Raw genomic sequence first — 23,698 nt, forward strand, 5'->3', positions numbered from 1 at the left:
GCCGGCCCGGCGTCGCCCTGCCGTTGAACCGACCCACGTCGTCGGACACGCTGGGCCCATGACGACCCTCGACACCCCGCCCGCCGACGTCACCCGCGAGGCACCCGAGCTGCTCGTGCCGCGACTGCGAGCGGCGTACACCTCGGGGCGGACGCGCTCGCTGGCCTGGCGCCACGAGCAGCTGGCCGGGCTGAAGCGGATGCTCGTGGAGCGCGAGGCCGAGTTCACCGCGGCGCTCGTGGAGGACCTCGGCCGACCGCCGTTCGAGGCCTGGGCCGCCGACCTCCGCGCGAGCGTGCGCGAGGTCGAGGACCTGCAGAAGAACCTCGAGTCCTGGACCGCGCCCCGCAAGCAGAAGGTGCCGGCGCTCTTCAAGCCCGCCACGGCCTCGGTCGTCGTCGAGCCCCTGGGCGTCGCGCTCGTGATCGGGCCGTGGAACTACCCTGTGCAGCTGCTGGCCTGCCCGCTGGCCGCGGCGCTCGCCGCCGGCAACGCCGTGGTGCTCAAGCCCTCGGAGGTCGCGGCCGCGACCTCGCGCGCCTTCGCCCGGTGGGTGCCCGACTACCTCGACCCCGCGGCCGTGGCCGTCGTCGAGGGCGGCGTGCCCGAGACCACGGCGCTGCTCGAGCAGCGCTTCGACCACGTCTTCTACACCGGCAACGGCACGGTGGGCCGGATCGTCGCGCAGGCCGCCGCGAAGCACCTCACCCCGGTCACCCTCGAGCTCGGCGGCAAGTCCCCGGTCATCGTGGCGGCGGACGCCAACCTGCAGCTCGCGGCGAGCCGGGTGGCGTTCTCCCGGTTCCTCAACTCCGGGCAGACCTGCGTGGCCTCGGACCACGTCTACGTGCACCGCGACGTCGAGCAGGCCTTCCTCGACGTGCTCGCCGCCGAGATCCGCAAGCGCTACGGCGCCGACCCGCGCACCTCGGCCGACTTCGGCCGCATGGTCAACCGGCGCCACACCGAGCGGGTCAAGGCGCTGCTCGACGGTGGCGGCCACGAGGTCGTGGTCGGCGGCGAGGTCGACCTCGAGGAGCGGTACGTCGCCCCGACGGTCGTGCGGACCACCGACGTCGACTCACCGCTGATGCGCGAGGAGATCTTCGGCCCGGTGCTGCCCGTGCTGACCTTCACCGACCTCGACGAGGTGTGCGCCACCATCTCCGCGGGCGACAAGCCGCTCGCGCTCTACCTGTTCACCGGCTCCGACGCGGTCGTCGAGCAGGTGCTGTCCACCACGTCGTCGGGCGGGGTGTGCGTCAACGACGCACTCACCCACCTGCTGGTGTCCTCGCTGCCCTTCGGCGGCGTCGGCGAGAGCGGCTACGGCAGCTACCACGGCCGGTGGGGCGTGGACACCTTCAGCCACCACAAGGCGGTCTACCGCCGGCCGTCGTGGCACCGGGACCTGCCGCTGCTGAACCCGCCCTACGGCCGGTTCAAGCAGAAGGCCGCCCGCCGCCTGTTCTGATCCCGGTCCGGGCTCCTGGCCGGCTCACCGGCCCCGGTGACCCGGACCGGCCGGCTAGCCGGCGATGGGCTTGCGGCGGCCCGGGATCCGGTTGGCCAGGTCGGACAGCGGCCCGACCGAGCGGCCCAGCACCTCGATGGCGCGGTGCAGCTCGGGCAGCACGTCGACCAGCTCGTCGAGCTGGGGGTAGACGCGCTCCAGCGTCGGGCCCAGCGCCACCAGCTGGTCGAGGGTGCCGTCCTCGGCGACCAGCTTCTCCACGAAGCCGCGCTCCGCGAGGAGCCGGTCGACCAGGCCCCCCTCAGCGAGCACGGTGTCGAGCGCTCCCCCGGGACGGGTGACGCGGTCGAGCGGGCCGTCCTCGTCGACGAGCCGCTCCAGCGGGCCGTCCTCGATCAGGAGGCGGTCGAGCACGCCGCCCGAGGCGAGCAGCCGGTCGAGGGCACCGCCCGGGGCGAGGATCCGGTCCAGGGCGCCGTCGTCGCTGAGCAGCCGGGTGAGCGGGCCGTCGTCGGCCAGGGCGCGGTCGAGGATGCCGCCGGGAGCCAGGGCCCGGCCCAGCGGGCGCTCCTCGCCGGCCGCCTGCGACAGCGCCGCGACCCGGCCCAGCGGGCTCTCGGGGTCGCGTGACATCGCGTCGAGCTTGCCGACCATGCCGTCCTCGCCGAGCACGGCGGCCAGCTGGTCGGCGTACCCCCCGGGGCGACGGACCGGGCCGTCGGGCGCCACCAGGGCCCCGACGGCCAGCGTCACGTGCACGGCGGCACCGACCAGCCGGAACGGCAGCGCCACGGCACGGGTGACGAGAGGTGCGTCGTGGTCAGCGGACAGCTCGACGGAGGCCATGCCCGCAGCCTAGGGACTCTCCCCCGGGCCGGAGGTGACTCAGCTCAACCGGTCGACGTAGGAGACCATCCGGTTGAACAGGCCGGTGACGGCCAGGGGATCGGCCGAGGAGCCGGGCGGGTTGCTCACCGGGGGCGCCTCGACGCCGGCGACGGAGGCGCACACCCGCGCGGCGTCGTGTACGGCGGCCGCGTCGACGGTCCACATCGACTCGAACAACCGGTCGCGGTCACGCACGTCGGACTGGCCGGGCAGCTCCCAGGCGGTGAGCACGACCGGGAGGTCGGGGGCGTCGCAGACGACCGCCCACTCCCGTCGCATCGGCGCGTCGTCCGCGAGGTGCACCTCGACCGGGGAGGCGTCCCGGTCGTCGCTGCCGAAGTCGGCCAGCACGGTCGCCGAGCGCGCCACCCGGGCCAGCTCGGTCCAGCGCGGCTGCGCCTTGCGGTAGTAGTGCTCCTTCTGGAAGGCGCCGTAGATGGAGGCCCGGTCGGCCTTGGCGCAGAACTCGTCCTCGATCGCCCACGACAGCGCGAGCAGGGTGGTCTTCTTCAGCCGGTGCACGCCGACGGCGGGGTGCCTGCGCCGCAGGTAGGCGTAGACCGAGGGGGCCGCGGGCTGGGCGTCGGCCATGGCACGCCGGATCGCCTGCTCCAGGCGGGTGCCGGCGTCCTTGTGCTGCACGACCCGCTCGATGGTGGACACGTCGTCCTCGGAGTAGCGGCGGTGGCCGCTGTCGAGGCGCTGCGGCTTGGGGAAGCCGTGGCGCGTCTCCCACATCCGCAGCGTGGCCGGGCTGAGACCGGTGCGGTCCGCCAGGTCGCCGATGCTGAGGTGTGCCTCATCCGTTGAAGAATTTGTTGATGACATCTCAGACATCTCGGACGCGTGGACTTGCGCATCGCGGTCAATGGTGGGCATGCTGACCATCATAAACCTCAACAGGTTGTTGAGGTCAACGCTGGAGGTACGACATGCCGCAGAGCAACCGTGCGATGGACGACAGCTCGCCCGAGGTCGTCGACTGGACCGACCTCGGACGCAAGATGTGGGACTTCCTCACCGGGCGTGAGGCGGCGATCAACTACACCTTCTCCGACATGACCGTCGAGATCCCCCGCGACACCGGCCCGCAGGCGCCGCGCGCCACCTGGAAGGTCGACGGCACCCTCACCGTCACCACCAGCGACAACAACGTCCCGCGCCGCTCGTGAGCCCCACCGCCACCCTCGTCGAGGTCGACGCGGACCTCCGCGTCGAGCTCACCGGCCTCGACGGGCAGTCCGCCCGCGGCCACCTCTACGGCGAGGCCAACCACTTCACCTTCGAGCTCGACCACCCGGGGGTGTTCGCCGGCAGCGACGACGCCCCCACCGTGGCGGCGGCCGCCGAGATGTTCGCCGAGCGGGGCATCACCATCAAGGTCGTCAGCGACGGTGTCCACCTCGTCACGATCGGCGCGGTCCGAGCCCCCTGGTGGCAGCGGCGCGCGACCGGCTCGCGGCACATCCGCGTCGGCACCTGGCGCGGCGGCTGGACGGCGCTGCGCTCCCGGGCGGCCGGCCAGCCCCCGGTGCTGCCGTCGAGCAAGGCGTTCCCGCCGCCCAGCATGCTGCCGGTCGCTCCCACCTTCGGCTTCCGTCGCCGGCGCCTGACCGGCACCGACTCCCCCGGCGCCGGTTCCCCGCGCCTGGCCGTCGAGCGCGCCTCGGTGATGGCCGGCGAGACGCAGTCGGTGTTCTGGCTGCAGGGCGACGTCGTCGGCATCGGCTCCGACCCCTCCAACGCGGTGGTCCTGCCCGGCATCGAGCCCTTCCACGCCGTCATCAACCGCGACGCCGAGCGCGACGAGCTCGTGATCAGCACCGCGGGCCCGGAGGTGCGGGTCCACGGCGAGCTGGTGCGGGAGAAGCTGCTCCGCTCCGGCTCGCGCATCGAGATCGGCGAGCACACCCTGGCCTACTACCGCGACGAGCACGCCGACCACGGCCGCCCCTACGGCGGTCGGCAGGGCGGCGAGATGGGACGACAGCGGCCCCAACCGGGTCGCTGATACCCGGACCGGGTGACCCGGCGCTCCCCGCCGGTACCCGGCACCCGGTCCGATGAGGCACGGGGACCTGCGCAACTGTGCCTGCGCAGGTCCTCGTGCCGCCCCCCTTCCCCGAGGAGTGCCGTGCCCCTGCCCACCCAGACCGACGTCGTGGTCGTCGGGGCCGGTCTCGCCGGCCTCGCCGCCGCCCTGCGACTGCAGCGGGCCGGGCTGGGGGTCGAGGTGCTGGAGTCGGCCGACGCCCCCGGAGGCCGGGTGCGCACCGACGAGGTCGACGGCACCCTGCTCGACCGCGGCTTCCAGCTGCTCAACCCCGCCTACCCCGAGGTGGGCCGCGTGGTCGACGTCCCCGCGCTCGACCTGCAGCCGTTCGGCGCGGGCGTCGTCGTGGCCCACGGCGAGGGCCGGTTCACCCTCGGCGACCCGCGGCGGCTGCCCAGCAGCCTGGTCTCGGACCTGCGGGCACCCGTCGGCGGTCTCGCGACCAAGCTGCGGCTGCTGCGCTGGGCCGCACCCGTGGGCTTCGGGCCGGCGAGCGCGGTGCGCGCCGGGTCCGACCGCCCGCTGATGGCCGAGCTGCGGCAGCGCGGCCTCGACGGGCCGCTCACCGACCGGGTGCTGCGGCCGTTCCTCGCGGGCGTCCTCGCCGACGAGGACCTGGTGACCTCGCGCCGCGTCGCCGAGATGATCCTGCGGTCCTTCGTCCGGGGCACGCCTGCCGTCCCGGCCCGCGGCATGCAGGCCCTCCCCGACCAGCTGGCGGCCGGGCTCGTCCCCGGGACGCTGCGCTGCGGCGTACGGGCCCGGCTCGCGACCGGGCACCGGGTCTCCACCGGCCAGGGCACGATCGGTGCCCGCGCGGTGGTCGTGGCCGCCGACCCCGTGGCCGCCGCCGACCTGGTGGCACTGCCCCGCCCGCGGGTGCGGGCGCTGACCACGTACTGGTTCCGCGCCGCGCAGCCGCCGACGGGCTCACGGCTGCTGCACGTCGACGGCGACCGCCGCGGCCCGGTCGTCAACACCGCGGTGATGACCAACGCCGCGGCGTCGTACTCCCGGGACGGCGCGCTGGTGCAGGCCACCGTGGTGGGCGCCCACCCCGACCTCGGTGAGGACGTACGCCGCCACGCCGGTCGGATCTACGCCGCGGACCCGCGCGGGTGGGAGCTGCTGCGCACCGACGTGATCACCTCGGCGCTCCCGGCCCACGCGGCGGGGGTGCCGCTGCAGCGCCGCGTGGACCTGGGCGAGGGGCTGTTCGTGGCGGGCGACCACCGCGACACCCCGTCCATCCAGGGCGCACTGGTCTCCGGACGCCGCGCCGCCGACGCGGTGCTCGCGCGGCTCGGCGCGGCCCCGGCCGCCTGAGGTCGGCTAGACCTTGGTGAACTGCTTGCGGGCGTAGCCGCCGACCTGGCGCGTGGCCCAGGCGTCGCTTCCCGCACCGATGACGCCGCCCACCACGGGAACCCGCTTGCCGGCGAAGGTCGCCAGCCGCTTGCCGCCCACGTTGGCGATCAGCGTGGTGGCGACCTGGGCGCCGACGACGCGGTCGAGCTGGGTGCGGGCCTTGCGGCGCGAGCCCTTCGCGTCGCTCTCGCGGACGGCGTCCGGGGGGCGCTCCTCCTCGAGCCGGCGCTCGGCGGCCGCGGCGCGGTCCTCGACCTCGGCGGAGGGCAGCGTCGCGATCTGGTGGGGCGTGCCGGGCAGCTTGCCCTTCTTGACCAGGGACCTCACGGCGTCCTCGCCCATCATGGTGGCGAGCACGGCGTTGCGGACGCGCGAGTCGTCGACGTCGTACCCCCGCAGGTGCGCGATGGCCGCGACCATGCGGCACTGCAGCAGGGCGAGGCCGCTGATGTTGGCCGGGATCGTGGCCGCGGCGGTCACCAGGCCGCCGAGGTTGGTGGCGAAGCCCTCGGCCCCGGCGAGCGCGAGGTGGGTGGAGACCAGCTTGTCGATCGCCTTCTCGACGTCACCGCCCTGGTCCTCCAGCTCCTTCTGCGCCGCGGTGCGGGCGCCGTCGAGCGGACCGATGCCACGGATGGCGCGGTCGAGGGCCTGGTGGACGATCTCGGCCACGGGGCCGGGGGCGAGGTCCCCGGCGCGGGGGACGAGCTTGGCGCCGAGACGGCGAGTGATTCCCATGCCCGAAATCTAGCGGGGGCTCGTTTACGTTGTACGCGCCCTACCCAGCCAGCCGACCCGGGGAGACACCGTGGCCAAGCAGCGCGACCAGATCCAGATGACCGCCGCGGAGGTCGACGACCTCCTGCACCAGCAGCGCAGCGCCACCGTCGCGACGTACGGCCCGAGCGGCGCGATCCACCTCGTCGCCATGTGGTACGCCGTCCTCGACGGCGAGATCTGGATCGAGACCAAGGCCAAGTCGCAGAAGGTCGTCAACCTGCGCCGCGACGACCGGATGTCGGTGCTCGTCGAGGCCGGTCACACCTACGACCAGCTGCGCGGCGTGGCGCTCGAGGGGCGCGGCGAGGTGGTCGACGACCCCGACACGATCTGGCGGGTCGGCGTGGACGTGTTCGAGCGCTACCAGGGGCCCTACACCGAGGAGATGAGGCCCCTCGTGGAGGCGATGCTCGCCAAGCGGGTGGTGGTGCGCCTCGCCGTGGAGCGCACCCGCTCGTGGGACCACCGCAAGCTCGGGATGGGCGCCGTCGAGCTGGGCGGCACCACCGCGGCACACGTGGAGTAGCCCTCGGCGCTGCGCCACCACCCGGCGCCCGCGGGGGCCTAGCGTTCCTCCGGTGCCTCCCCCCACGCCTGCCGACCGCTACGGCTCCGACGTCCTCGCCACCGACTGGCGGGTCCCGAAGAACGGCCGCGCCGTCGAGATCGACGCCGACCTCGGGCTCGTCGTGGAGGAGGTCGGCCGCGACTGGGTCGGCGAGATCGTCCAGGTCGAGCGCGACCTCGGCACCGTGACCCTGGAGGACCGGCACCGCAAGCGGCGCACCTTCCCGCTCGGTCCGGGCTTCCTGCTCGAGGGCCGCCCGGTCGTGCTCGTGGCTCCCACACGCACGGGCCCGCAGGCGGCCACCCGCACCGCGTCGGGCTCGGTGGCGGTGCACGGCACCAAGGCCCGCGTCGCCCGGGCCAGCCGGATCTTCGTGGAGGGCCGCCACGACGCCGAGCTGGTCGAGAAGGTCTGGGGCGACGACCTGCGCATCGAGGGCGTCGTCGTGGAGTACCTCGACGGCGTCGACGACCTGGGCGAGAAGCTCCGTGACTTCGGTCCCGGCCCCGAGCGCCGGGTCGGCGTCCTCGTCGACCACCTCGTCGCGGGCTCCAAGGAGAGCCGGATCGCCCAGTCCGTGCGGCGCTCCCCCGTCGGCAAGCACGTGCTCGTCGTGGGCCACCCCTTCATCGACATCTGGGCGGCGGTCAAGCCCGAGCGGCTCGGCAAGAAGGCGTGGCCGCAGGTGCCCCGCACCATCGAGTGGAAGAAGGGCGTGTGCCAGCAGTTCGGCTGGCCGCACCGCGAGCAGGCCGACATCGCCCGCGCCTGGAAGCACATCCTCGGCGGCGTGCGCGGCTTCCAGGACCTCGACCCCGCGCTGCTCGGCCGGGTCGAGGAGCTGATCGACTTCGTGACCGAGCCGGGCCACTGAGGCGCCTGCCCCGAGCAGATCAGGTCAGGTCAGGTCAGGTCGCGGACCACGGCGTCGGCGAGGAGACGGCCCTCGCGGGTCAGCACCAGCCGGTCGTCGCGTCGTACGCCGAGACCGCGCCCGACCACGTCGTCGACCCCCGCGGCGGGGACCAGCGACAGCGGGAGCCCGTCGCGCAGCCGCACCTCGAGGAGCACCCGCTCCAGGTGGCGGTCGGCGTCCGAGAGCGTCTCGCGGTCCTGGGCCGGTGACGCGCCGGTGGCCAGCCGGGCGGCGTACGCACTGGGGTGCTTGACGTTCCACCACCGCTCGCCGTCGACGTGGGAGTGGGCGCCGGGGCCGATCCCCCACCAGCTGGCCGAGGTCCAGTAGAGCTCGTTGTGGCGGCAGCGGGAGGCCTCGCTGCGGGCCCAGTTGGAGACCTCGTACCACCCCAGGCCGGCGGCGGTGAGCAGGTCGTCGACGAGGACGTACTTCTCCGCGAGGTCGTCCTCCTCGGGCATCGGGATCACGCCGGTGCGGACCTGGCGGGCCAGGCGGGTGCCGTCCTCGACGATGAGGGAGTACGCCGAGACGTGGTCGGGCCCGCTCGCCAGCGCCGCCTCGACCGAGGTGCGCCAGTCGGTCACCGACTCCCCCGGCGTGCCGTAGATCAGGTCGAGGCTGACCTGCTCGAAGCCGGCCTCGCGGGCCCACCGCACCGCCCGGTCGACGCCGGCCGGGTCGTGGGTGCGCTCGAGCACGCGCAGCACGTGGCCGACGGCGGACTGCATCCCGAACGAGACGCGGGTGAACCCCGCCTCGCGCAGCCGCGCCAGCGACGCAGGGCTCACGCTGTCGGGGTTCGCCTCGGTGGTGACCTCGGCGCCCTCGGCGAGCCCGAAGTGCTCGCGCAGGCTGTCCAGGACGCGGGCCAGGTCCTCGGCCGGGAGCAGCGTCGGCGTCCCGCCCCCGAGGAAGACCGCGTCGATCGCGGGGCGGTCGGGGCCGAGCGTCGCGGCGGCCAGCGCCACCTCGGCGACCGCGTGGCCGGCGTACGCCGCCTGGGAGCCGCCGCCCCCGAGCTCGGTCGCGGTGTAGGTGTTGAAGTCGCAGTAGCCGCACCGGCTCGCGCAGAACGGCACGTGGACGTAGACCCCGAACGGGGTCCCAGGAGGCACGTGCACGGCCCCAGTCTCCCACCCGGTGCTGGGGCCCGCGTCGTACGGTGGGCGGGGACGAAAGGGACCCGCCATGACACCTCGAACCCGTCCGCTCCTCGCCCTCGCGCTGGCCGCCGTGCTCGGCACCGGCCTGGTCGCCCCGGCCTCCGCCTCGGCGGCCGAGCGGCGCCCCCCACGGGCCGAGCCGCCGAGCCGGGTCGAGCTGCCCGACGGCTTCCAGCCCGAGGGCATCGAGGCGCGCGGACCGATCGCCTACCTCGGCTCGCGCGTCGACGGCGACGTCTACGCGTCCGACCTGCGCACCGGCACCGGCCGGGTGATCAGCCAAGGAGACGGGACGCCCGCCATCGGTCTCGAGCTCGGCCGCGGCAACGACCTGTGGGTCGCCGGCGGAGCCGACGGCGACGTCAAGGTCGTCGACGTCCGCACCGGCGCGACGACGGCGACCTACGAGCTGACCCCCGACCCCGCCCCGGGCACGAGCTTCGTCAACGACGTGGTGGTCACCGGCCGGACGGCGTACGTCACGGACTCGCTGCAGGCGGCGCTGTTCCGCGTCTCCCCCGGCCCCCGCGGCACGGCCGAGGTGACCCGGCTGCCGCTGAGCGGCGACTGGGTGCAGAACCCGGGCGTGAACAACGCCAACGGCATCGAGACCACCCCCGACGGGCGCGCGCTGCTGGTCGTGAACTCCAGCAACGGCGTGCTCTACCGCGTCGACCCCCGCACCGGCGTGGCCAGCCGGGTCGACCTCGGCGGCACCCTGCTGACCAACGGGGACGGCCTGCTCCGCGAGGGCCGCACGCTGTTCGCGGTGCAGAACCGGCTCAACCAGGTCGCCGAGCTGCGGCTGTCCCGCGACGGCCGGTCCGGACGGCTGGTGCAGACCATCACCTCGCCGGACTTCGACGTCCCGACCACGGTCGCCCGCTGGCGCGACGGCCTCTACCTGCCCAACGCGCGGTTCACCACGCCCGCGACCCCGGAGACGGAGTACTGGGTCACCCGGGTGGAGGACTGACGCCGACCGGGCCCTGTCCGCGTGCCGCGGTCAGACGGGGACGTTGAGGGTGGCGGTGTAGCCCTCGTCGAGGCTGCCGGTGACCTTGGCCATCTGCAGCGAGTAGCCGTCGCTGAACACCATGTCGCTGGCGAGCGAGACCTGGCCGAGGTTCTGCACCGAGGCCTCGTAGCCCTCGGTGGCGTAGACGGTCTCGCAGACGTCCTGGGGCAGCGCGAGCTGGGAGGTGCGCAGCTTCTCGCCGCCGCCGGTGGCGGCCTCGGCCTCGGCGTACACCTCGAAGTGCACGTGCGGCCAGCGGCCGGCGTAGCAGGAGGGGAAGATGCTGGTGAACTCCACCCAGCCCGTCGCGTCGGTCACCTGGACGCCGCGCAGGTAGTTCTGGTCGGCCACCTCGTCGTCGTACATCGAGTAGCGGCCCTCGCGGTCCGCGTGCCAGGCGTAGACGGCCGCACCGGACAGCACGGTGGCGTCCTCGCCGTTCAGGTCGTAGACCTTCATCCGGATGGTGAGCGGCACGCCCTCGGCGGTGCCGCTGGCCGAGCCGAAGCTCGTGGTGATGTCGCTGCGGACCACGCCGCTCTCGGAGAGCACGTCGGGCCCGTTGCTGCCGTCGCCCGGATAGGGGCCGGCGGTCTCCTCGGGGATCTCGCCCTCGGCGACCTCGGTGGTCGAGGCGCCGCCGTCGGGCGGGGCGCCCGCGCCGCCCGCGGCGTCGGTGGAGGACGAGGAGGAGGTGGACGCCTCCGACCCGCAGCCCACCACCGCGACCGCTCCCACCCCGCCGAACAGGGCGAGCAGGCCGCGGCGGCCGAGGTTGCGCTCGACGATGCGGGGCAGGTCGTGGGACAGGCCGAGGTCGTGGGCCTCGACCTCCCCCTCGACGTGGACGTGAGGGGCGGGGACGGCAGCAGGGGTGCGGGTGCGGCGGCTCATGGGCCGATCCTCACCCGCACCCCTGTGCGGTGGCTGTGCGTGACCTGGGTCAGGCGTACATGCCGTCGATGAGGTCCTGGTGGTTGGTCTGCACGACGTTGCGCTTGACCTTCATCGAGGGGGTCAGCTCGCCGGACTCGACCGAGAGGTCGTGGTCGAGGAGCACGAACTTCTTGATCGTCTCCCAGCGGTTGAGCTGGCCGTTGAGGTCCTCGACGTAGCCGTCGACCATCTTCTCGGTCTTCGGGTCGGCGACGATGTCGGCGTAGGACTTGCCGCCCAGGCCGTTCTCCTCGGCCCAGCCCGCGATCGCGTCGGGGTCGAGCGTGACCAGCGCGACGCAGTAGTTGCGCTCGTCGCCGAAGACCATGAACTGGCTGGCGTAGGGGCACACGGCCTTGAACTTGGCCTCGATGGCCGGGGGCGCGATGTACTTGCCGCCGGAGGTCTTGAAGAGCTCCTTGATGCGGCCGGTGATCGTCAGGTAGCCCTCGTCGTCGAGGGCGCCCTTGTCGCCGGTGCGCAGCCAGCCGTCCTCGGTCAGCGTCTCGGCGGTCTGGTCCGGCAGGTTGTGGTAGCCGTCCATGATGCCGGGACCCTTGATCTGGATCTCGTCGTTCTCGCCCAGGCGCACCTGGCTGCCGGGGACGACCGGTCCCACGGTGCCGAACTTGTAGTTGTCCGGGTGGTTGACGAAGGAGCCGGCGGAGGTCTCGGTGAGGCCGTAGCCCTCGAGGATCAGGATGCCGGCGGCGTGGAACCACTCGGCGATGTCGCGGTTGAGCGCCGCGGCACCGGAGATGAAGAACCGCACCCGTCCGCCGAAGCGGTCGCGGATCTTGGAGAAGACCAGCTTGTCGAAGACGGCGTGCTGCAGCTTGAGCGGCAGCGGGACCGACTTGCCCTCGCGCTTGAGGGCATCGACCTTGCGACCGACGGCGAACGCCTGGTTGAAGATCTTCTCCTTGGCCCCGCCCTCGGCGGCCTGCATCGTGAGGATCCGGCCGTGGGCCTTCTCGAAGATGCGCGGCGCCGCGCCCATGAAGGTCGGCTTGACGATCGCGAGGTTCTCGATGATCTTCTCGACCCGACCGTCGACGGCGGTGGCGAAGCCGCAGGCGAGCTGGGTGGAGAGCAGCACCTTGCCGAAGGAGTGGGCCATCGGCAGCCAGAGGAACTGCAGGTCCTCCTCGCTGAGGATGCCCTGCGCCTCCATCGCGGCGCCCTCGTAGGTCCACGAGGAGTGCTTGAGCCGCACGCCCTTGGGCTTGCCGGTGGTGCCGGAGGTGTAGATCAGGGTGGCGAGCTGGTCGGGGCCGATCGCGTCCACGGCCCGGTCGACCGCGTCGCCCGACTCGGCGAGGTGGGAGGCGCCGAGCGAGGAGAGGTCGTCGAGGCTGAGCACCCAGTCGCCGTCGCCGGCACCCTCGAAGAGCACCACCTTGTCGAGGTGGGGAAGCTCGGTGCGGTGCTGCCGCAGCTTCTCCAGCTGGCCCGTGTCCTCGGCGAAGACGATCCGGCACTCCGAGTCGGCCACGATGTAGGCGACGTCCTCGGCCATGGTCGAGGGGTAGACGGTCGTGGTGGCGCCGCCGGCGCACATGATCGCGAGGTCGGCGAAGATCCACTCCACCCGGGTGTTCGAGGCGATGCCCACGCGCTGCTCGGGCTGCAGGCCCAGCGCGAGCAGGCCAGCGGCGAGGCGCTCGACGCGCTCGCCGGTCTCCTTCCAGGTGATCGACGTCCACGGCTCGCCGTCGGCCGCGGGGTAGCGGTAGGCCTCGCGCTCGGGAGACTTCTGGACCCGCTCCCGGAACTGCACGGCCACGCTGGGGGGCCGGTTCTCGATGAAGGACGTGTCGGGCGTGACCGCTGACATGGGGGCTCCTGCCTGGGGCTGGCCGGGCCGTCTCGGAGGCCCGACACCTGGGTGACGTGGCAGTAACTTAGATCACAGGAGCAAGTCGAGCACCCCTCGGGTGCGACCGGCCGGGTCGGTCCCACGCGACATGGTGGACCTGGGCAACCGACCTCAAGTCGACCGGATCAGTAGGGTTCGGTTCATGGACCTCGTCGACACCCCCCTGCCCGCCGTCGAGGACGCCCAGGTCGTGGTCCCGGCACCGGGATCGGGTCCCGGCAACTGGGCCGGCGCCGCGTCGGCCGTGCTCGTCGACGGGGTCACCTACCTGACCTACCGCGTACGCCGCCCGCTCCTCGACGGCCGCGGCATCGCCACCGTGGTCTCGCGCTCCACCGACGGCGTCACCTTCACCCCGGTGTGCGAGGTGATGCGCGACGACGTCGGCGCGGAGTCCTTCGAGCGCCCCGTCGTCTGCCGCCGCCCCGACGGCGGCTGGCGCCTCTACCTCTCCTGCGCCACCCCGGGCTCCAAGCACTGGTGGGTCGAGGCGCTGGACGCCGACACCCCCGAGGAGCTGCCGCGCGGTCGCCGCACCGTGGTGCTGCCCGGGTCGGACACGGTCGCGGTCAAGGACCCCGTCATCACGCTGCGCGACGGCCTGTGGGAGATGTGGCTGTGCGAGCACCCGCTGACCGACCCCGGCCACGAGGACCGGATGTCGACGTCCTACCTCACCAGCGACGACGGCCTGGTCTGGGAGCGGCACGGCACCGTGCTCGAGCCCACCCCCGGCAGCTGGGACGCCCGCGGCGCCCGGGTCACGACCGTGCTCTCCCACGACCCCCTGGTGGTGCTGTACGACGGCCGCCCGACCGCCGAGGACAACTGGCACGAGACCACCTCGGTGGCGCGCGCCGACGCCACCGGCGTGCTGCGCCCGGCCCCGGACGCCCCGGTGCTGCGCTCCCCCGCCGGCGACGGGGCGATGCGCTACGCCAGTGCCGTGCCGCAGCCCGACGGCAGCACCCGCTTCTACGTCGAGGTCGCACGCCCCGACGGGGCGCACGACCTCGTCACGTCACTGGCCCGCTGACGCCCTCGACCGGCCGGCCGCCTGGCGGCTGGAGAACGACCCGCCGTCGCGGTACTCGCGCCACTGCGCGAACGACTCACCGGTCAGCTCCTCGAGCAGCGCGATGTCCTCGAGGTGGGGCTCCAGCAGGACGGTGCGCTGCTCGGGGGTGAGCTGGGGCCGCCCGGTGCCCCCGCCCCGGTGGAGCTGGTGGACCAGCGGCCTGCTGACGGTGCGCCAGACCTTCGGCGGCAGGAACTGGCCGACCGCGGCGCCGGCCCGGATCACCGGGCCAACGGTGCGGGCCCGCACCCCGTCCCTGACGAAGGGGCGGCTGTTGTCCGAGGGGATCTGCGCGATCTCGTGGGTCTGCACGCCCAGGAACCCGAAGACCCGGTCGAGCACCTGGTCGGGCTCGTCGACCAGCTCGCGGTAGCGCAGCAGCAGCACCTGCTCGCGCGGGACGTGGTCGTAGAGGTCGCGGAGCTGCCGGCCGTACATCCCCATCGACTGGTAGTGCCAGAACGGCGCCCAGCCGCTGTCGATCCGCTCGGGCTCCTGGCGCACCGCCTCGACGACGTCGGCGCGCGGCTCGAGGCCGTCCATCCACAGGTGCATCCAGTTGGAGTAGGCCCGGTCGACCGGGTCCCGCAGCACCACGACGAGCTTGGCGTCGGGGCGGTCGGCCGCGATCCGTCGACGCGCGTCGCGGTGGTAGAGGTAGAACGGCGTGCTCTCGCCGCGCAGCTGGTCCTCGCCCGCCTCGTCGAAGAGGTCGAGGTAGCGCTCGCGCTGCCAGATCCACTCCTGGTTGCTGTGGGCGTCGCCCGGTCCCTTGTACGCCGGGGGCGGGGAGTCGCCGCACAGGTAGTACTTCGGCTCCTTGACCCGGCTCAGGAACAGCTGCGGGTGCAGCGTCAGCGCGGCGTGGAGGGCGCTCGTGCCCGCCTTGGGTGCCCCGATCAGGAAGAAGTCGGGAGGTCGTCGACTCATGCCGAAAGCCTACCCAATCTATCGACTAACAATGCGAGGGGCCGCGAGGTGGACGCTCAGCCGCCGACGTAGGCCTCCGCGCGACGCCGCGCCTCGACGGTGAGGCCCTCGACGCGCAGCAGCTCCGGCAGCAGCGAACGCTCGGTGGTGAGCGCGCGGAACATGGTCGCGACGGTCACCCCGTGGCCGGGCTGGTGCACCACCTCGACCGGGTCGCCCACCTGCAGCTCGCCCTCGTGGACGACGCGCAGGTAGGGGCCCGGTCGGCCCTCCTCGGTGAAGCGCCGCACCCACCCCCGGTCGTCGAAGCCGTGACGGCGCTGCCACGTCTTGAAGTCGTTGCACGGCGTGCGGACCGAGGCCACCTCGAGCACGGCGGTGCCGATGCGCCACCGCTCCCCCACCTCGGACTCGTTGACGTCGAGCCCACGCGTGGTGAGGTTCTCGCCGAAGTGCCCGTCCGGGACCTCCTGGCCCAGGCGCTCGGCCCACCGGTCGAGGTCCTCGCGGGCGAAGGCGTAGACCGCCTTGTCGATCCCGCCGTGGTGACGGGTGTCGGAGACCTCGTCGCCCTCCAGGCCGAGCCGACCCACGGCCACCGGGCCCGTGACCTGGTGCTTGTCGATGGAGGTGCGGCCGATCCCGGCCCACGCGGCGGGGCGGGGACGACCCACGTTGACGGAGACCACCTGCACGCGGACATGCTCTCAGCACGCCGACGAAAACTTCTTCCCGCGGGGTGTCGTGTGTGGCCCTCCCCGTTCGTGGAGAAGGTGAGACCGGGCGCACCGGGCGCCCGGCCCGAGCAAGGAGCACCGACATGACGCAGTACCTCCTCTCCGTCCACACCGACTTCGACGACGTGGCCGGCACCACCGAGGCCGAGATGCAGCAGGCCTACGCCCAGGTCGACGCCTTCAACACCGAGCTGCAGGCCAGCGGCAGCTGGGTCTTCGCCGGGGGCCTCACACCGCCCGCCGACGCCACCGTCGTCGACGCCGCCGGCCCCGAGGCGGTGCTGACCGACGGCCCGTACGCCGAGACCAAGGAGGTCCTCGGCGGGTTCTGGATCATCGACGTCGCCGACCTCGACGCGGCCCTGGACGTCGCGAAGAAGGCCTCGGCCGCCTGCATGGGCAAGGTCGAGGTGCGCCCCTTCCAGGGCGAGTGAGCACCCCCGCCCCGGCCGGGCTGGCGGCCGTGTTCCGTGCCGAGCACGGACGCGTGGTCGCCGGCCTGGCCCGGCGCCTCGGCGACCTCGACCTGGCCGAGGACGCCCTGGGCGAGGCCCTCGTCGTCGCCGCCGAGCGGTGGCCCGTCGACGGGGTGCCGCCCAACCCGGGCGCCTGGCTGACCACCGTGGCCCGCAACAAGGCCCTGGACCGGCTGCGACGCGAGCAGCGGCGCGAGCACAAGCACGCCGAGGCGCACATGATCACCGACCCCACCCCGCACGAGCCCACCGGGCCCGTCGAGGACGACCGGCTCCGGCTGGTGTTCACCTGCTGCCACCCGGCGCTGGGCCCCGAGGCCCGGGTGGCGCTCACGCTGCGGCTGCTGGGCGGGCTCACCGTGCCCGAGATCGCGGCGGCCTACCTCGTCCCCGAGACCACGATGGCCCAGCGCCTCACCCGGGCGAAGCAGAAGATCGCCCGGGCCGGCATCCCCTACCGGGTCCCGGCCGCCGCGGACCTCGCCGAGCGGCTCGACGGTGTGCTGGCCGTGCTCTACCTCGTCTTCAACGAGGGCTATCTCTCCCACGCGGGGCAGGCGGTGCGAGACGACCTGACCGGGGAGGCGGTCCGGCTGGCCCGGCAGCTGCGCGAGATGGTGCGGCGTACGCCGTCGCTCGGCACGCAGCCCGAGGTCGACGGCCTGCTGGCGCTGATGCTGCTGACCGAGGCCCGCCGCCCGGCCCGGGTGGCGGAGGGGCGGCTGGTGCCGCTGGCCGAACAGGACCGGACCCGGTGGGACGCCGCCCTGGTCGACGAGGGCCACCGGCTGGTCCGGGGCTGCCTGGCGCTGGGGCGGCCCGGGCCCTACCAGCTGCAGGCCGCCGTCAACGCGGTGCACACCGACGCCCTCGACGCCTCGATGACCGACTGGTCGCAGGTCGTGCAGCTCTACGACCAGCTACTCGCGCTGCGCCCGACCCCCGTGGTGGCCCTCAACCGGGCGGTCGCGGTGGCCGAGGTCGACGGGCCGGAGGTCGCGCTGGGCGTGGTCGACCGGCTGCCGCTCGAGCGCTACCACGCCTGGCACGCCACCCGGGCCGACCTGCTGCGACGGCTCGGCCGGCCGCAGGAGGCGCGGGCGGCGTACGACGCGGCGATCGGGCTGGCCGGCAACGACGCCGAGCGGGCCTTCCTCGCCGGTCGTCGGGACGGCCTGGGCCGCGGCCCGACCTAGTCCTGGACCGCCTTGGCGACGGTGACCGCCCGGGTCACGACCGCGGCGTCCTCGAGCGCGTCGGCGGCGTCGGCGAGGACCCGGACCAGCACCCAGGCCCGGGCGCGGTCCTCGTCGAGCCCGGCGGTGTCGACCAGGGTGTGGAAGCGCTGCCGCAGCCCGTCACGGACGCCGACGCCCCCGGGCAGCGACAGCTCGTCGTAGCGGTGGGTCAGCATCGGCGCCGGCTCGTAGTGGCGGTCGCCGCTCAGCGGACGCGGGTCCACGGCCAGCCACGGCTCGCGGTCGCCCGCCAGCACGGTGCCGTAGTGCAGGTCGCCGTGGACCAGGGTGCCGTCGGTCGCCGGGTCGACCGCGAGGTCGCGGGCCAGGCCGGCCGCCTGCTCGACCAGCCGGCGCGGCAGCGGGGCCGCGCGGGGCAGCGCGGCGAGGTGGTCGGCCACCCGGGCGGCGTACGAGGAGAGCAGGCGCAGCTGCGGCGTGGCCCGCACGTGGAGCCGGCCGTAGAGCCCGGCGACGACCTCGCAGGCCTCGACGTCCCAGGCGTCGGCGAGGTCCTCGGCGTGCAGCCGCTCGAGCAGCAGCGCCCCGCGGTGGGGGTCGGCGCGCAGCAGCCGGGCGGCGCCGGCGCCGTCCCAGCGGCGCAGTGCGAGGTGCTCGTCGGGCGCCGCGCCCAGCTTGAGCGAGGCCGGGGTCCCGGCCTCGGTCCGCACCGGCTGCACGGTCGCGGCGCCGCGCTGCGTGACCGGCCCGTCGGCGCGCAGCTCCCACGCGCGGCGTACACCCTCGAGCAGGTCGGCGCTGGACATCGCGGTGATCGTGCCACGCCGGTCCAGTCCAGGTCCGGGCCGGTGTGACATCCCGACCCGGTCGGGGCACGGGGATGATGGGCTCCTCTCATGCCCCCCACCGTCACGCCGGCCGCCCCCGCGACCGGGCTGACCCAGTTGCCCGCCCGCGAGCTCGCCGCGCTGGTGCGCCTCGGCCGGCTCTCCGCCCAGGACGTGCTCGCCGCCCACCTCGACCGGCTGGCCGCCGTCGCCCCCGAGCTCGCCCACACCCGTCGCGCCGGCAACCAGGTGGTCCGGCTGGACACCCGGCTGCGCCACGACCTGCCCGGCGGTGCGCTCGCCGGGGTGCCGGTGCTGGTCCGACCCGACCTGGTCGCCGCCGCCCGGCTCACGGCCGCCGGCGCGGTCGTGCTCGCCTCCCGCGACCTGAGCGACGCCGCCGCGGCCGCCGCCGTCGCCGCGGTCACCGACCACGTGCTGCCGCTGGCGCTCGTCGCGGCCGGACCGGCCGGGTCGTTCGCGCCCGACCTGGTGCGGCTCGACCTCACCGTCGGCGCCGAGCGGGTCCGGGTGCTGGCCCGGGACGTGCGTGACGCCGGGCTGCTCCTCGGGGTGCTCGGGGCGGCGTACGGACCGGGCTCGGTGCTCTCGCTGCCCCGCGCCGACCACGCCGTGCCGCGGCCCGAGGCCGAGGCCCGGCTGCTCGCGGCGGCGGCGCGGGTGCCGCGGGCCTGACCCGGTGGCTACGGTGGGCGCCGTGACGACGACCGCCCCCGCCCCCACCTCGGCCGGGGACCCGGTCACCACGCTGTTCGCCAGCCGGAGCGTGACCGAGCACGTGCTGCGCGGCCTGCTCGGCCTCGCCCTCGTCGTGGCGGCGCTGTGGCAGGCCTCGGCCCATCCCGCGGCGCTGCTGCTGCTCGTTCCCGCCGTCGTGGCCTGGCGGGGCTGCCCGACCTGCTGGGCCCTGGGCCTGGCCGCCACCGTGTCGCGCGGCCGCACCCCCGCCTGCACCGACGGGTCCTGCCGGTCGTGACCGTCCGCACCCGCACCCTGGACGTCACCCACCTCGTGGTCGGGGCCGGGGCGACGGGTCTCGCCTTCACCGACGCGCTCCTGGACCACTCCGACGCCCGGGTCGCGCTCGTCGATCGCCGGCCCGGCGTGGGCGGCCACTGGCGCGAGGCCTACCCGTTCGTCCGGCTCCACCAGGCCTCGTCGTTCTACGGCGTCGCCTCCACGGTGCTCGCCGAGGGACGCACCCAGACCGAGGGACCCGAGGCGGGCCTGCACGTCCGCGCCGACCAGCCCACCATCCAGGCCTACTACGACGACGTCGTGCAGCGCCGGATGCTCGACAGCGGCCGGGTCGAGCTGTTCACCGGGTGCGACTACCTCGGCGACCGCAGCTTCGTCTCGGTGGAGACCGGCACGGTCCACCTGGTGCCCGAGGACTGCCGGGTCGTGGACGCGCGCTACCTCGCCCCGCGCATCCCCGCCGAGACCCCGCCGCGGTTCGTCGTCGGCGCCGGGGTGCAGGTGGTGCCCGTCAACGACCTGCCGGCCCTCGAGCAGGAGCCGAGCCAGTACGTCGTCGTCGGCTCCGGCAAGACCGCCACCGATGCCTGCGTCTGGCTGCTCGGCCGCGGCGTCGACCCCGACCGGATCTGCTGGGTGCGCCCCCGCGACCCGTGGATGCTCGACCGGGCGCTGATCCAGCCCGACCCCGAGGTCTACCTCGGCATGGTCGCGGAGATGATGCGGCTGGCCGCCTCCGCCGAGACCCTCGACGGGCTGTTCCTCGACCTCGAGGAGGCCGGGATCATGCTCCGGGTCGACCGCGGCGTCACCCCGAGCATGGCCAAGGCACCCACGCTGGGCAGGTGGGAGCTCGACCTGCTCCGCACGATCGGTCACGTCGTGCGCCGGGGGCACGTCGTCTCCGTCGAGCGTGGCCGGCTGCGGCTGACCGGCGGCTCGGAGGCGATCGCCGACGACGCCGTGGTGGTCAACTGCGCGGCCGACGGGCTGCGCTCGCGGCCCCGGGTGCCCGTGTGGGGCCAGCAGGCGATCACGCTGCAGCCGGTCCGCGCCGGGTTCCCGTGCTTCGGTGCGGCCCTGACCGGCTACGTCGAGGCCACCCGCCCGGCCGGGCCGGAGGGCGACGGCGAGAAGAACCGGATCTGCCCGCCGTCGTCGTTCGGCAACTCCCTGGCCGACTGGGCCCGGATGAACGTCCTCGGCACCCGCAGCGCCGCCTCCTTCGGCGCCGAGCCGGACGTCAAGGCGTGGTCGGACCAGGTCGCGCTCAACCCCGCCCGGGTGCCCCCCGACCACCCCGGCTCCCCCGCGCTCGACGCCGCCCGCGAAGGGCTGGCGCGCTGGACCGCCCCCGGCGTCGCCCGGCTCGCCGCCCTCGGCGGGCTGGCCGGCGCGACGGGGAGGGCCTGATGGTCGCGAGCCGCTCCGCCCGCGAGCGCAAGGCGGGCGTCGAGGCCGGTCCGCTGGCCCGGGTCGTCGTCGACGTCGACCGCACGACGGCGTTCGTCTACAAGATCAGCTGCACGACGTGCACCGCCAAGGGCGACAAGGCCTGGTCGGCGTACCGCCTGGGCGGCGACAACGGCTACCTCGCCGCCATGGACCGCTGGACCTTCCACCTCGTGGAGAAGCACCCCGGCACCGAGGCGCCGTGCCTGACCTACCTGGCCGACGCCCAGCAGCGGCTGCACGAGCGGCGCGAGGGGTGAGCCCCGACGCCACGCACGGTCGGGTCGGGGCGCGGACCCTCGGCCGGACGGGCGGCTGAGGGCCGCCCGGCCTACTTCTTGGGCTTGTCCCCGGCGGGACCGGAGGTGGACAGCGCGGCGATGAACGCCTCCTGGGGGACCTCGACGCGGCCGACCATCTTCATCCGCTTCTTGCCCTCCTTCTGCTTCTCCAGCAGCTTGCGCTTGCGGGTGATGTCGCCGCCGTAGCACTTGGCGAGCACGTCCTTGCGGATCGCGCGGATCGTCTCGCGGGCGATGACACGCGCGCCGATGGCGGCCTGGATCGGCACCTCGTACTGCTGCCGCGGGATCAGCTCGCGCAGCTTGCCGGCGAGCATCACGCCGTAGCCGTACGCCGCGTCCCGGTGGACGATCGCGCTGAACGCGTCGACCGTCTCGCCCTGGAGCAGGATGTCGACCTTGACGAGGTCGGCCGCCTGCTCGCCGGTGGGCTCGTAGTCGAGCGAGGCGTACCCCTTGGTCTTCGACTTCAGCTGGTCGAAGAAGTCGAAGACGATCTCGCCCATGGGCAGGGTGTAGCGCATCTCGACCCGGTCCTCGGAGAGGTAGTCCATCCCCTCGAGCTGGCCGCGCTTGGACTGGCAGAGCTCCATGATGACGCCGATGTAGTCGCTGGGCGAGAGGATCGTGGCCTTGACCACCGGCTCCCGGACCTCAGCGATCTTGCCGTCGTTGGGGTACTCGCTCGGGTTGGTCACGACGCGCTCGGTGCCGTCCTCCATGAGGAGGCCGTAGACCACGTTGGGGGCGGTCGAGATCAGGTCGAGGTTGAACTCCCGCTCCAGCCGCTCGCGCACGATCTCCATGTGGAGCAGGCCGAGGAAGCCGCAGCGGAAGCCGAAGCCCAGCGCCCCGGAGGTCTCCGGCTCGTAGGCGAGCGCGGCGTCGTTGAGCTGCAGCCGCTCGAGGGCGTCGCGCAGCGTCGGGTAGTCGTCGCCGTCGATCGGGTAGAGCCCGGAGTACACCATCGGGTTGGGGTGCTTGTAGCCGCCGAGCGGCTCGGTCGCACCGTGGTGCTGGCTGGTGACGGTGTCACCGACGCGCGACTGACGGACATCCTTCACCCCGGTGATGAGGTAGCCCACCTCGCCGACGCCGAGGTCACCGGCCTTGACCGGCTCGGGGCTGATCACGCCGACCTCGAGCATCTCGTGGACCACGCCGTTGGACATCATCTTGATCCGGTCGCGGTGGGTGAGCTTGCCGTCGACGACCCGGACGTAGGTCACCACGCCGCGGTAGGTGTCGTAGACGGAGTCGAAGATCAGCGCGCGCGGCGGGGCGTCGGGGTCGCCGACGGGCGGCGGGGTCTGGGCCACGATCTCGTTGAGCAGGTGCTCCACGCCCATGCCGGTCTTGGCGCTCACCTGGAGCACGTCGCCGGGCTCGCAGCCGATGATGCCGGCGAGCTCCGCGGCGTACTTCTCGGGCTGGGCGTTGGGCAGGTCGATCTTGTTGAGCACCGGGATGATGTGCAGGTCGGCGCCGATGGCGAGGTAGAGGTTGGCCAGCGTCTGTGCCTCGATCCCCTGCGCCGCGTCGACCAGCAGCACGGCGGTCTCGCAGGCCTCGAGCGAGCGCGACACCTCGTAGGTGAAGTCGACGTGCCCGGGGGTGTCGATCATGTTGAGCACGTAGGTGTCGGCCCCGACCTCGTGGAGCTCGGCCGCCTCCTCGGTGACCGTCCAGGGCATCCGGACGGCCTGGCTCTTGATGGTGATGCCGCGCTCGCGCTCGATGTCCATCCGGTCGAGGTACTGCGCCCGCGCCGCGCGCTCGTCGACCACGCCGGTCAGCTGCAGCATCCGGTCGGCCAGCGTCGACTTGCCGTGGTCGATGTGGGCGATGATGCAGAAGTTGCGGATGATCGCGGGGTCGGTCTTGCCCGGGGCGGGCGCGTGGGCGTTCAGGGTCACGGAGTGCTCTCGGGACGGTGGGTGCGGCCGGGCCATCCTCCCACGCCGGGCCCCGTCCCCCGGCCCTCACCCGGCCGCCACGAGCGGGCCGCGCCCCTGACCGCGGGGCCACCTCCTCCCGGAGGACTCGGGAGACCGTGGCAGGTGCCACCCTCTCCGTAGTCCTCGTGGGCTGCGGCCCACGGCGGGCGGCCGCTCGGGCTCGTCACCTGCCCGGTGCCGACGAGGAAGCGGAGCTTCGCGCCCCGCCGGTCCTCCAGCCGTCCGCCGTTGGCCTCGATCACGCGACGCGAGGCCAGGTTGCCGACGTCGCAGGTGAGCAGGGCGTCTGCGATCCCCCGGGCACGGGCGTGCGGAAGCACGGCGGCCAGCATCGCGGTGGCGTGGCCCTCCCGGCGCCGGGAGCGGCGTACGTCGTAGCCGACGTGGCCACCCACCTCGCGGAGCCGCTCGGTCAGCCGGTGGCGCAGGTCGATCCGGCCGATGTACTCGCCGCCGTCGATCCACCACCAGGTGGTGTGCGGGACGAAATCGTCGCGCGGGGCAACGGCCTCGCGGCGCACCTGCGCGACGTACGCGGCGAACCCCGCGGGCGTCGACCATGTCGGACCGTGCTCCAGCAGGTCCTCCCCCAGCATCGACCCGGGACGCGCCCGCCCCTCGTCGCGGAACTCCTGCATGGCGGAGAGGAAGGACGCGTGCCAGCGCACGTCGGGACGCTGCAGCTCGGCCATGC

The 23,698-nt window shown here is 73.9% G+C and carries 25 protein-coding genes; 14 read left to right on the forward strand and 11 right to left on the reverse strand.

The window, feature by feature from the left end; translation table 11 throughout:
• The first annotated feature begins 58 nt into the window (after positions 1 to 58).
• Positions 59 to 1,474 carry an aldehyde dehydrogenase family protein gene (locus EDD33_RS12085; protein ID WP_123391143.1) on the forward strand — a complete coding sequence of 472 codons (1,416 nt, stop codon included), beginning with the start codon at positions 59 to 61 and terminating at the stop codon, positions 1,472 to 1,474.
• A gap of 54 nt (positions 1,475 to 1,528) precedes the next feature.
• Here EDD33_RS12085 and EDD33_RS12090 read toward each other — a convergent pair whose 3' ends face one another.
• Together EDD33_RS12090 and EDD33_RS12095 are read right to left on the reverse strand one after the other, a co-directional pair.
• Positions 1,529 to 2,320 (reverse strand): ABC transporter, encoded by a 792-nt coding sequence (locus EDD33_RS12090; protein ID WP_123391145.1) that lies wholly within the window; start codon positions 2,318 to 2,320, stop codon positions 1,529 to 1,531.
• A 39-nt stretch (positions 2,321 to 2,359) separates the two neighbouring features.
• The gene (locus EDD33_RS12095) at positions 2,360 to 3,199 is read right to left on the reverse strand and encodes a DICT sensory domain-containing protein (RefSeq protein WP_170169799.1); all 840 of its coding nucleotides are present in this window, start codon (positions 3,197 to 3,199) and stop codon (positions 2,360 to 2,362) included.
• 95 nt (positions 3,200 to 3,294) lie between these two features.
• Here EDD33_RS12095 and EDD33_RS12100 point away from each other — a divergent pair, with 95 nt between their 5' ends.
• The 3 genes from EDD33_RS12100 (at position 3,295) to EDD33_RS12110 (ending at position 5,741) form a co-directional block, all read left to right on the forward strand.
• Positions 3,295 to 3,534: a hypothetical protein gene (locus EDD33_RS12100; RefSeq protein WP_123391149.1), complete on the forward strand. Its 240-nt coding sequence runs from the start codon at positions 3,295 to 3,297 to the stop codon at positions 3,532 to 3,534.
• A complete protein-coding gene (locus EDD33_RS12105) occupies positions 3,531 to 4,373 on the forward strand; it encodes an FHA domain-containing protein (protein ID WP_123391151.1) in 843 nt (280 codons plus the stop codon). The genes EDD33_RS12100 and EDD33_RS12105 overlap by 4 nt, the downstream gene beginning before the upstream one ends.
• 123 nt (positions 4,374 to 4,496) lie before the next feature.
• Entirely contained in the window at positions 4,497 to 5,741 is a 1,245-nt protein-coding gene (locus EDD33_RS12110) for an FAD-dependent oxidoreductase (protein ID WP_123391153.1), read from the forward strand.
• A 6-nt stretch (positions 5,742 to 5,747) separates the two neighbouring features.
• Here EDD33_RS12110 and EDD33_RS12115 read toward each other — a convergent pair whose 3' ends face one another.
• Entirely contained in the window at positions 5,748 to 6,521 is a 774-nt protein-coding gene (locus tag EDD33_RS12115; RefSeq protein ID WP_123391155.1) for an EcsC family protein, read from the reverse strand.
• 70 nt (positions 6,522 to 6,591) lie between these two features.
• Between EDD33_RS12115 and EDD33_RS12120 the strand changes: the two genes are divergently transcribed.
• Both EDD33_RS12120 and EDD33_RS12125 read left to right on the forward strand, forming a co-directional pair.
• Entirely contained in the window at positions 6,592 to 7,089 is a 498-nt protein-coding gene (locus tag EDD33_RS12120; protein ID WP_246003492.1) for a pyridoxamine 5'-phosphate oxidase family protein, read from the forward strand.
• A gap of 52 nt (positions 7,090 to 7,141) precedes the next feature.
• The gene (locus EDD33_RS12125; RefSeq protein WP_123391157.1) at positions 7,142 to 8,005 is read left to right on the forward strand and encodes a DUF3097 domain-containing protein; all 864 of its coding nucleotides are present in this window, start codon (positions 7,142 to 7,144) and stop codon (positions 8,003 to 8,005) included.
• A 29-nt stretch (positions 8,006 to 8,034) separates the two neighbouring features.
• Here EDD33_RS12125 and hemW read toward each other — a convergent pair whose 3' ends face one another.
• Entirely contained in the window at positions 8,035 to 9,240 is a 1,206-nt protein-coding gene (gene hemW / locus EDD33_RS12130; RefSeq protein WP_123391159.1) for a radical SAM family heme chaperone HemW, read from the reverse strand.
• Here hemW and EDD33_RS12135 point away from each other — a divergent pair.
• Positions 9,239 to 10,189: an SMP-30/gluconolactonase/LRE family protein gene (locus EDD33_RS12135; protein ID WP_123391161.1), complete on the forward strand. Its 951-nt coding sequence runs from the start codon at positions 9,239 to 9,241 to the stop codon at positions 10,187 to 10,189. The two genes, hemW and EDD33_RS12135, sit on opposite strands and share 2 nt — an antisense overlap.
• Before the next feature lie 30 nt (positions 10,190 to 10,219).
• Here the strand turns inward: EDD33_RS12135 and EDD33_RS12140 are convergent, their stop codons facing one another.
• The gene (locus EDD33_RS12140; protein WP_123391162.1) at positions 10,220 to 11,125 is read right to left on the reverse strand and encodes an intradiol ring-cleavage dioxygenase; all 906 of its coding nucleotides are present in this window, start codon (positions 11,123 to 11,125) and stop codon (positions 10,220 to 10,222) included.
• A 49-nt stretch (positions 11,126 to 11,174) separates the two neighbouring features.
• Positions 11,175 to 13,004, reverse strand: coding sequence for an AMP-dependent synthetase/ligase (locus EDD33_RS12145; protein ID WP_123391163.1), 1,830 nt, complete (start codon positions 13,002 to 13,004; stop codon positions 11,175 to 11,177).
• A 184-nt stretch (positions 13,005 to 13,188) separates the two neighbouring features.
• Here EDD33_RS12145 and EDD33_RS12150 point away from each other — a divergent pair, with 184 nt between their 5' ends.
• Positions 13,189 to 14,082: a hypothetical protein gene (locus tag EDD33_RS12150; RefSeq protein WP_123391164.1), complete on the forward strand. Its 894-nt coding sequence runs from the start codon at positions 13,189 to 13,191 to the stop codon at positions 14,080 to 14,082.
• Here EDD33_RS12150 and EDD33_RS12155 read toward each other — a convergent pair.
• On the reverse strand, positions 14,068 to 15,054 hold the full coding sequence (locus tag EDD33_RS12155; protein ID WP_123391166.1) for a sulfotransferase family protein: 987 nt from the start codon (positions 15,052 to 15,054) through the stop codon (positions 14,068 to 14,070). The genes EDD33_RS12150 and EDD33_RS12155 overlap by 15 nt on opposite strands.
• Before the next feature lie 56 nt (positions 15,055 to 15,110).
• The gene (locus EDD33_RS12160; protein ID WP_123391169.1) at positions 15,111 to 15,749 is read right to left on the reverse strand and encodes an MOSC domain-containing protein; all 639 of its coding nucleotides are present in this window, start codon (positions 15,747 to 15,749) and stop codon (positions 15,111 to 15,113) included.
• A 125-nt stretch (positions 15,750 to 15,874) separates the two neighbouring features.
• On the opposite strand from EDD33_RS12160, the gene EDD33_RS12165 reads away from it, so the two are divergent.
• On the forward strand, positions 15,875 to 16,225 hold the full coding sequence (locus EDD33_RS12165; protein ID WP_123391171.1) for a YciI family protein: 351 nt from the start codon (positions 15,875 to 15,877) through the stop codon (positions 16,223 to 16,225).
• Complete coding sequence (locus EDD33_RS12170; RefSeq protein ID WP_123391173.1) at positions 16,222 to 17,463, forward strand: RNA polymerase sigma factor; 1,242 nt, start codon at positions 16,222 to 16,224, stop codon at positions 17,461 to 17,463. Before EDD33_RS12165 ends, EDD33_RS12170 begins: the two co-directional genes overlap by 4 nt.
• Here the strand turns inward: EDD33_RS12170 and EDD33_RS12175 are convergent.
• Positions 17,460 to 18,272 carry an aminoglycoside phosphotransferase family protein gene (locus EDD33_RS12175; protein WP_246003494.1) on the reverse strand — a complete coding sequence of 271 codons (813 nt, stop codon included), beginning with the start codon at positions 18,270 to 18,272 and terminating at the stop codon, positions 17,460 to 17,462. The genes EDD33_RS12170 and EDD33_RS12175 overlap by 4 nt on opposite strands.
• Positions 18,273 to 18,362: 90 nt before the next feature.
• Between EDD33_RS12175 and EDD33_RS12180 the strand changes: the two genes are divergently transcribed.
• The 4 genes from EDD33_RS12180 to EDD33_RS12195 are packed head-to-tail and all read left to right on the forward strand — an operon-like array spanning position 18,363 to position 21,004.
• Complete coding sequence (locus EDD33_RS12180; RefSeq protein WP_123391177.1) at positions 18,363 to 18,989, forward strand: hypothetical protein; 627 nt, start codon at positions 18,363 to 18,365, stop codon at positions 18,987 to 18,989.
• A 22-nt stretch (positions 18,990 to 19,011) separates the two neighbouring features.
• Positions 19,012 to 19,290 carry a hypothetical protein gene (locus EDD33_RS12185; RefSeq protein WP_211332529.1) on the forward strand — a complete coding sequence of 93 codons (279 nt, stop codon included), beginning with the start codon at positions 19,012 to 19,014 and terminating at the stop codon, positions 19,288 to 19,290.
• A complete protein-coding gene (locus tag EDD33_RS12190) occupies positions 19,287 to 20,705 on the forward strand; it encodes an NAD(P)-binding protein (protein ID WP_246003495.1) in 1,419 nt (472 codons plus the stop codon). The genes EDD33_RS12185 and EDD33_RS12190 overlap by 4 nt, the downstream gene beginning before the upstream one ends.
• Complete coding sequence (locus EDD33_RS12195; RefSeq protein ID WP_123391179.1) at positions 20,705 to 21,004, forward strand: hypothetical protein; 300 nt, start codon at positions 20,705 to 20,707, stop codon at positions 21,002 to 21,004. Before EDD33_RS12190 ends, EDD33_RS12195 begins: the two co-directional genes overlap by 1 nt.
• Before the next feature lie 71 nt (positions 21,005 to 21,075).
• Here the strand turns inward: EDD33_RS12195 and lepA are convergent, their stop codons facing one another.
• Together lepA and EDD33_RS12205 are read right to left on the reverse strand one after the other, a co-directional pair.
• On the reverse strand, positions 21,076 to 22,998 hold the full coding sequence (lepA, locus tag EDD33_RS12200) for a translation elongation factor 4 (RefSeq protein WP_123391181.1): 1,923 nt from the start codon (positions 22,996 to 22,998) through the stop codon (positions 21,076 to 21,078).
• On the reverse strand, positions 22,959 to 23,696 hold the full coding sequence (locus EDD33_RS12205; protein WP_211332530.1) for a GNAT family N-acetyltransferase: 738 nt from the start codon (positions 23,694 to 23,696) through the stop codon (positions 22,959 to 22,961). Before EDD33_RS12205 ends, lepA begins: the two co-directional genes overlap by 40 nt.
• Between the last annotated feature and the right edge of the window lie 2 nt (positions 23,697 to 23,698).

Origin of the sequence: Nocardioides aurantiacus (assembly GCF_003752505.1) — a bacterium.
GTDB classification, from domain to species: Bacteria; Actinomycetota; Actinomycetes; order Propionibacteriales; family Nocardioidaceae; genus Marmoricola; species Marmoricola aurantiacus.

Excerpts from the sequence above, each read along its gene's own strand:
- EDD33_RS12085 (WP_123391143.1), top strand. The coding sequence starts at position 59 with ATGACGACCCTCGACACCCCGCCCGCCGACGTCACCCGCGAGGCACCC.
- EDD33_RS12090 (WP_123391145.1), bottom strand. The coding sequence starts at position 2,320 with ATGGCCTCCGTCGAGCTGTCCGCTGACCACGACGCACCTCTCGTCACC.
- EDD33_RS12095 (WP_170169799.1), bottom strand. The coding sequence starts at position 3,199 with ATGTCTGAGATGTCATCAACAAATTCTTCAACGGATGAGGCACACCTC.
- EDD33_RS12100 (WP_123391149.1), top strand. The coding sequence starts at position 3,295 with ATGCCGCAGAGCAACCGTGCGATGGACGACAGCTCGCCCGAGGTCGTC.
- EDD33_RS12115 (WP_123391155.1), bottom strand. The coding sequence starts at position 6,521 with ATGGGAATCACTCGCCGTCTCGGCGCCAAGCTCGTCCCCCGCGCCGGG.
- EDD33_RS12135 (WP_123391161.1), top strand. The coding sequence starts at position 9,239 with ATGACACCTCGAACCCGTCCGCTCCTCGCCCTCGCGCTGGCCGCCGTG.
- hemW (WP_123391159.1), bottom strand. The coding sequence starts at position 9,240 with ATGGCGGGTCCCTTTCGTCCCCGCCCACCGTACGACGCGGGCCCCAGC.
- EDD33_RS12140 (WP_123391162.1), bottom strand. The coding sequence starts at position 11,125 with ATGAGCCGCCGCACCCGCACCCCTGCTGCCGTCCCCGCCCCTCACGTC.
- EDD33_RS12145 (WP_123391163.1), bottom strand. The coding sequence starts at position 13,004 with ATGTCAGCGGTCACGCCCGACACGTCCTTCATCGAGAACCGGCCCCCC.
- EDD33_RS12150 (WP_123391164.1), top strand. The coding sequence starts at position 13,189 with ATGGACCTCGTCGACACCCCCCTGCCCGCCGTCGAGGACGCCCAGGTC.
- EDD33_RS12155 (WP_123391166.1), bottom strand. The coding sequence starts at position 15,054 with ATGAGTCGACGACCTCCCGACTTCTTCCTGATCGGGGCACCCAAGGCG.
- EDD33_RS12165 (WP_123391171.1), top strand. The coding sequence starts at position 15,875 with ATGACGCAGTACCTCCTCTCCGTCCACACCGACTTCGACGACGTGGCC.
- EDD33_RS12175 (WP_246003494.1), bottom strand. The coding sequence starts at position 18,272 with ATGTCCAGCGCCGACCTGCTCGAGGGTGTACGCCGCGCGTGGGAGCTG.
- EDD33_RS12180 (WP_123391177.1), top strand. The coding sequence starts at position 18,363 with ATGCCCCCCACCGTCACGCCGGCCGCCCCCGCGACCGGGCTGACCCAG.
- EDD33_RS12195 (WP_123391179.1), top strand. The coding sequence starts at position 20,705 with ATGGTCGCGAGCCGCTCCGCCCGCGAGCGCAAGGCGGGCGTCGAGGCC.
- lepA (WP_123391181.1), bottom strand. The coding sequence starts at position 22,998 with ATGGCCCGGCCGCACCCACCGTCCCGAGAGCACTCCGTGACCCTGAAC.
- EDD33_RS12205 (WP_211332530.1), bottom strand. The coding sequence starts at position 23,696 with ATGGCCGAGCTGCAGCGTCCCGACGTGCGCTGGCACGCGTCCTTCCTC.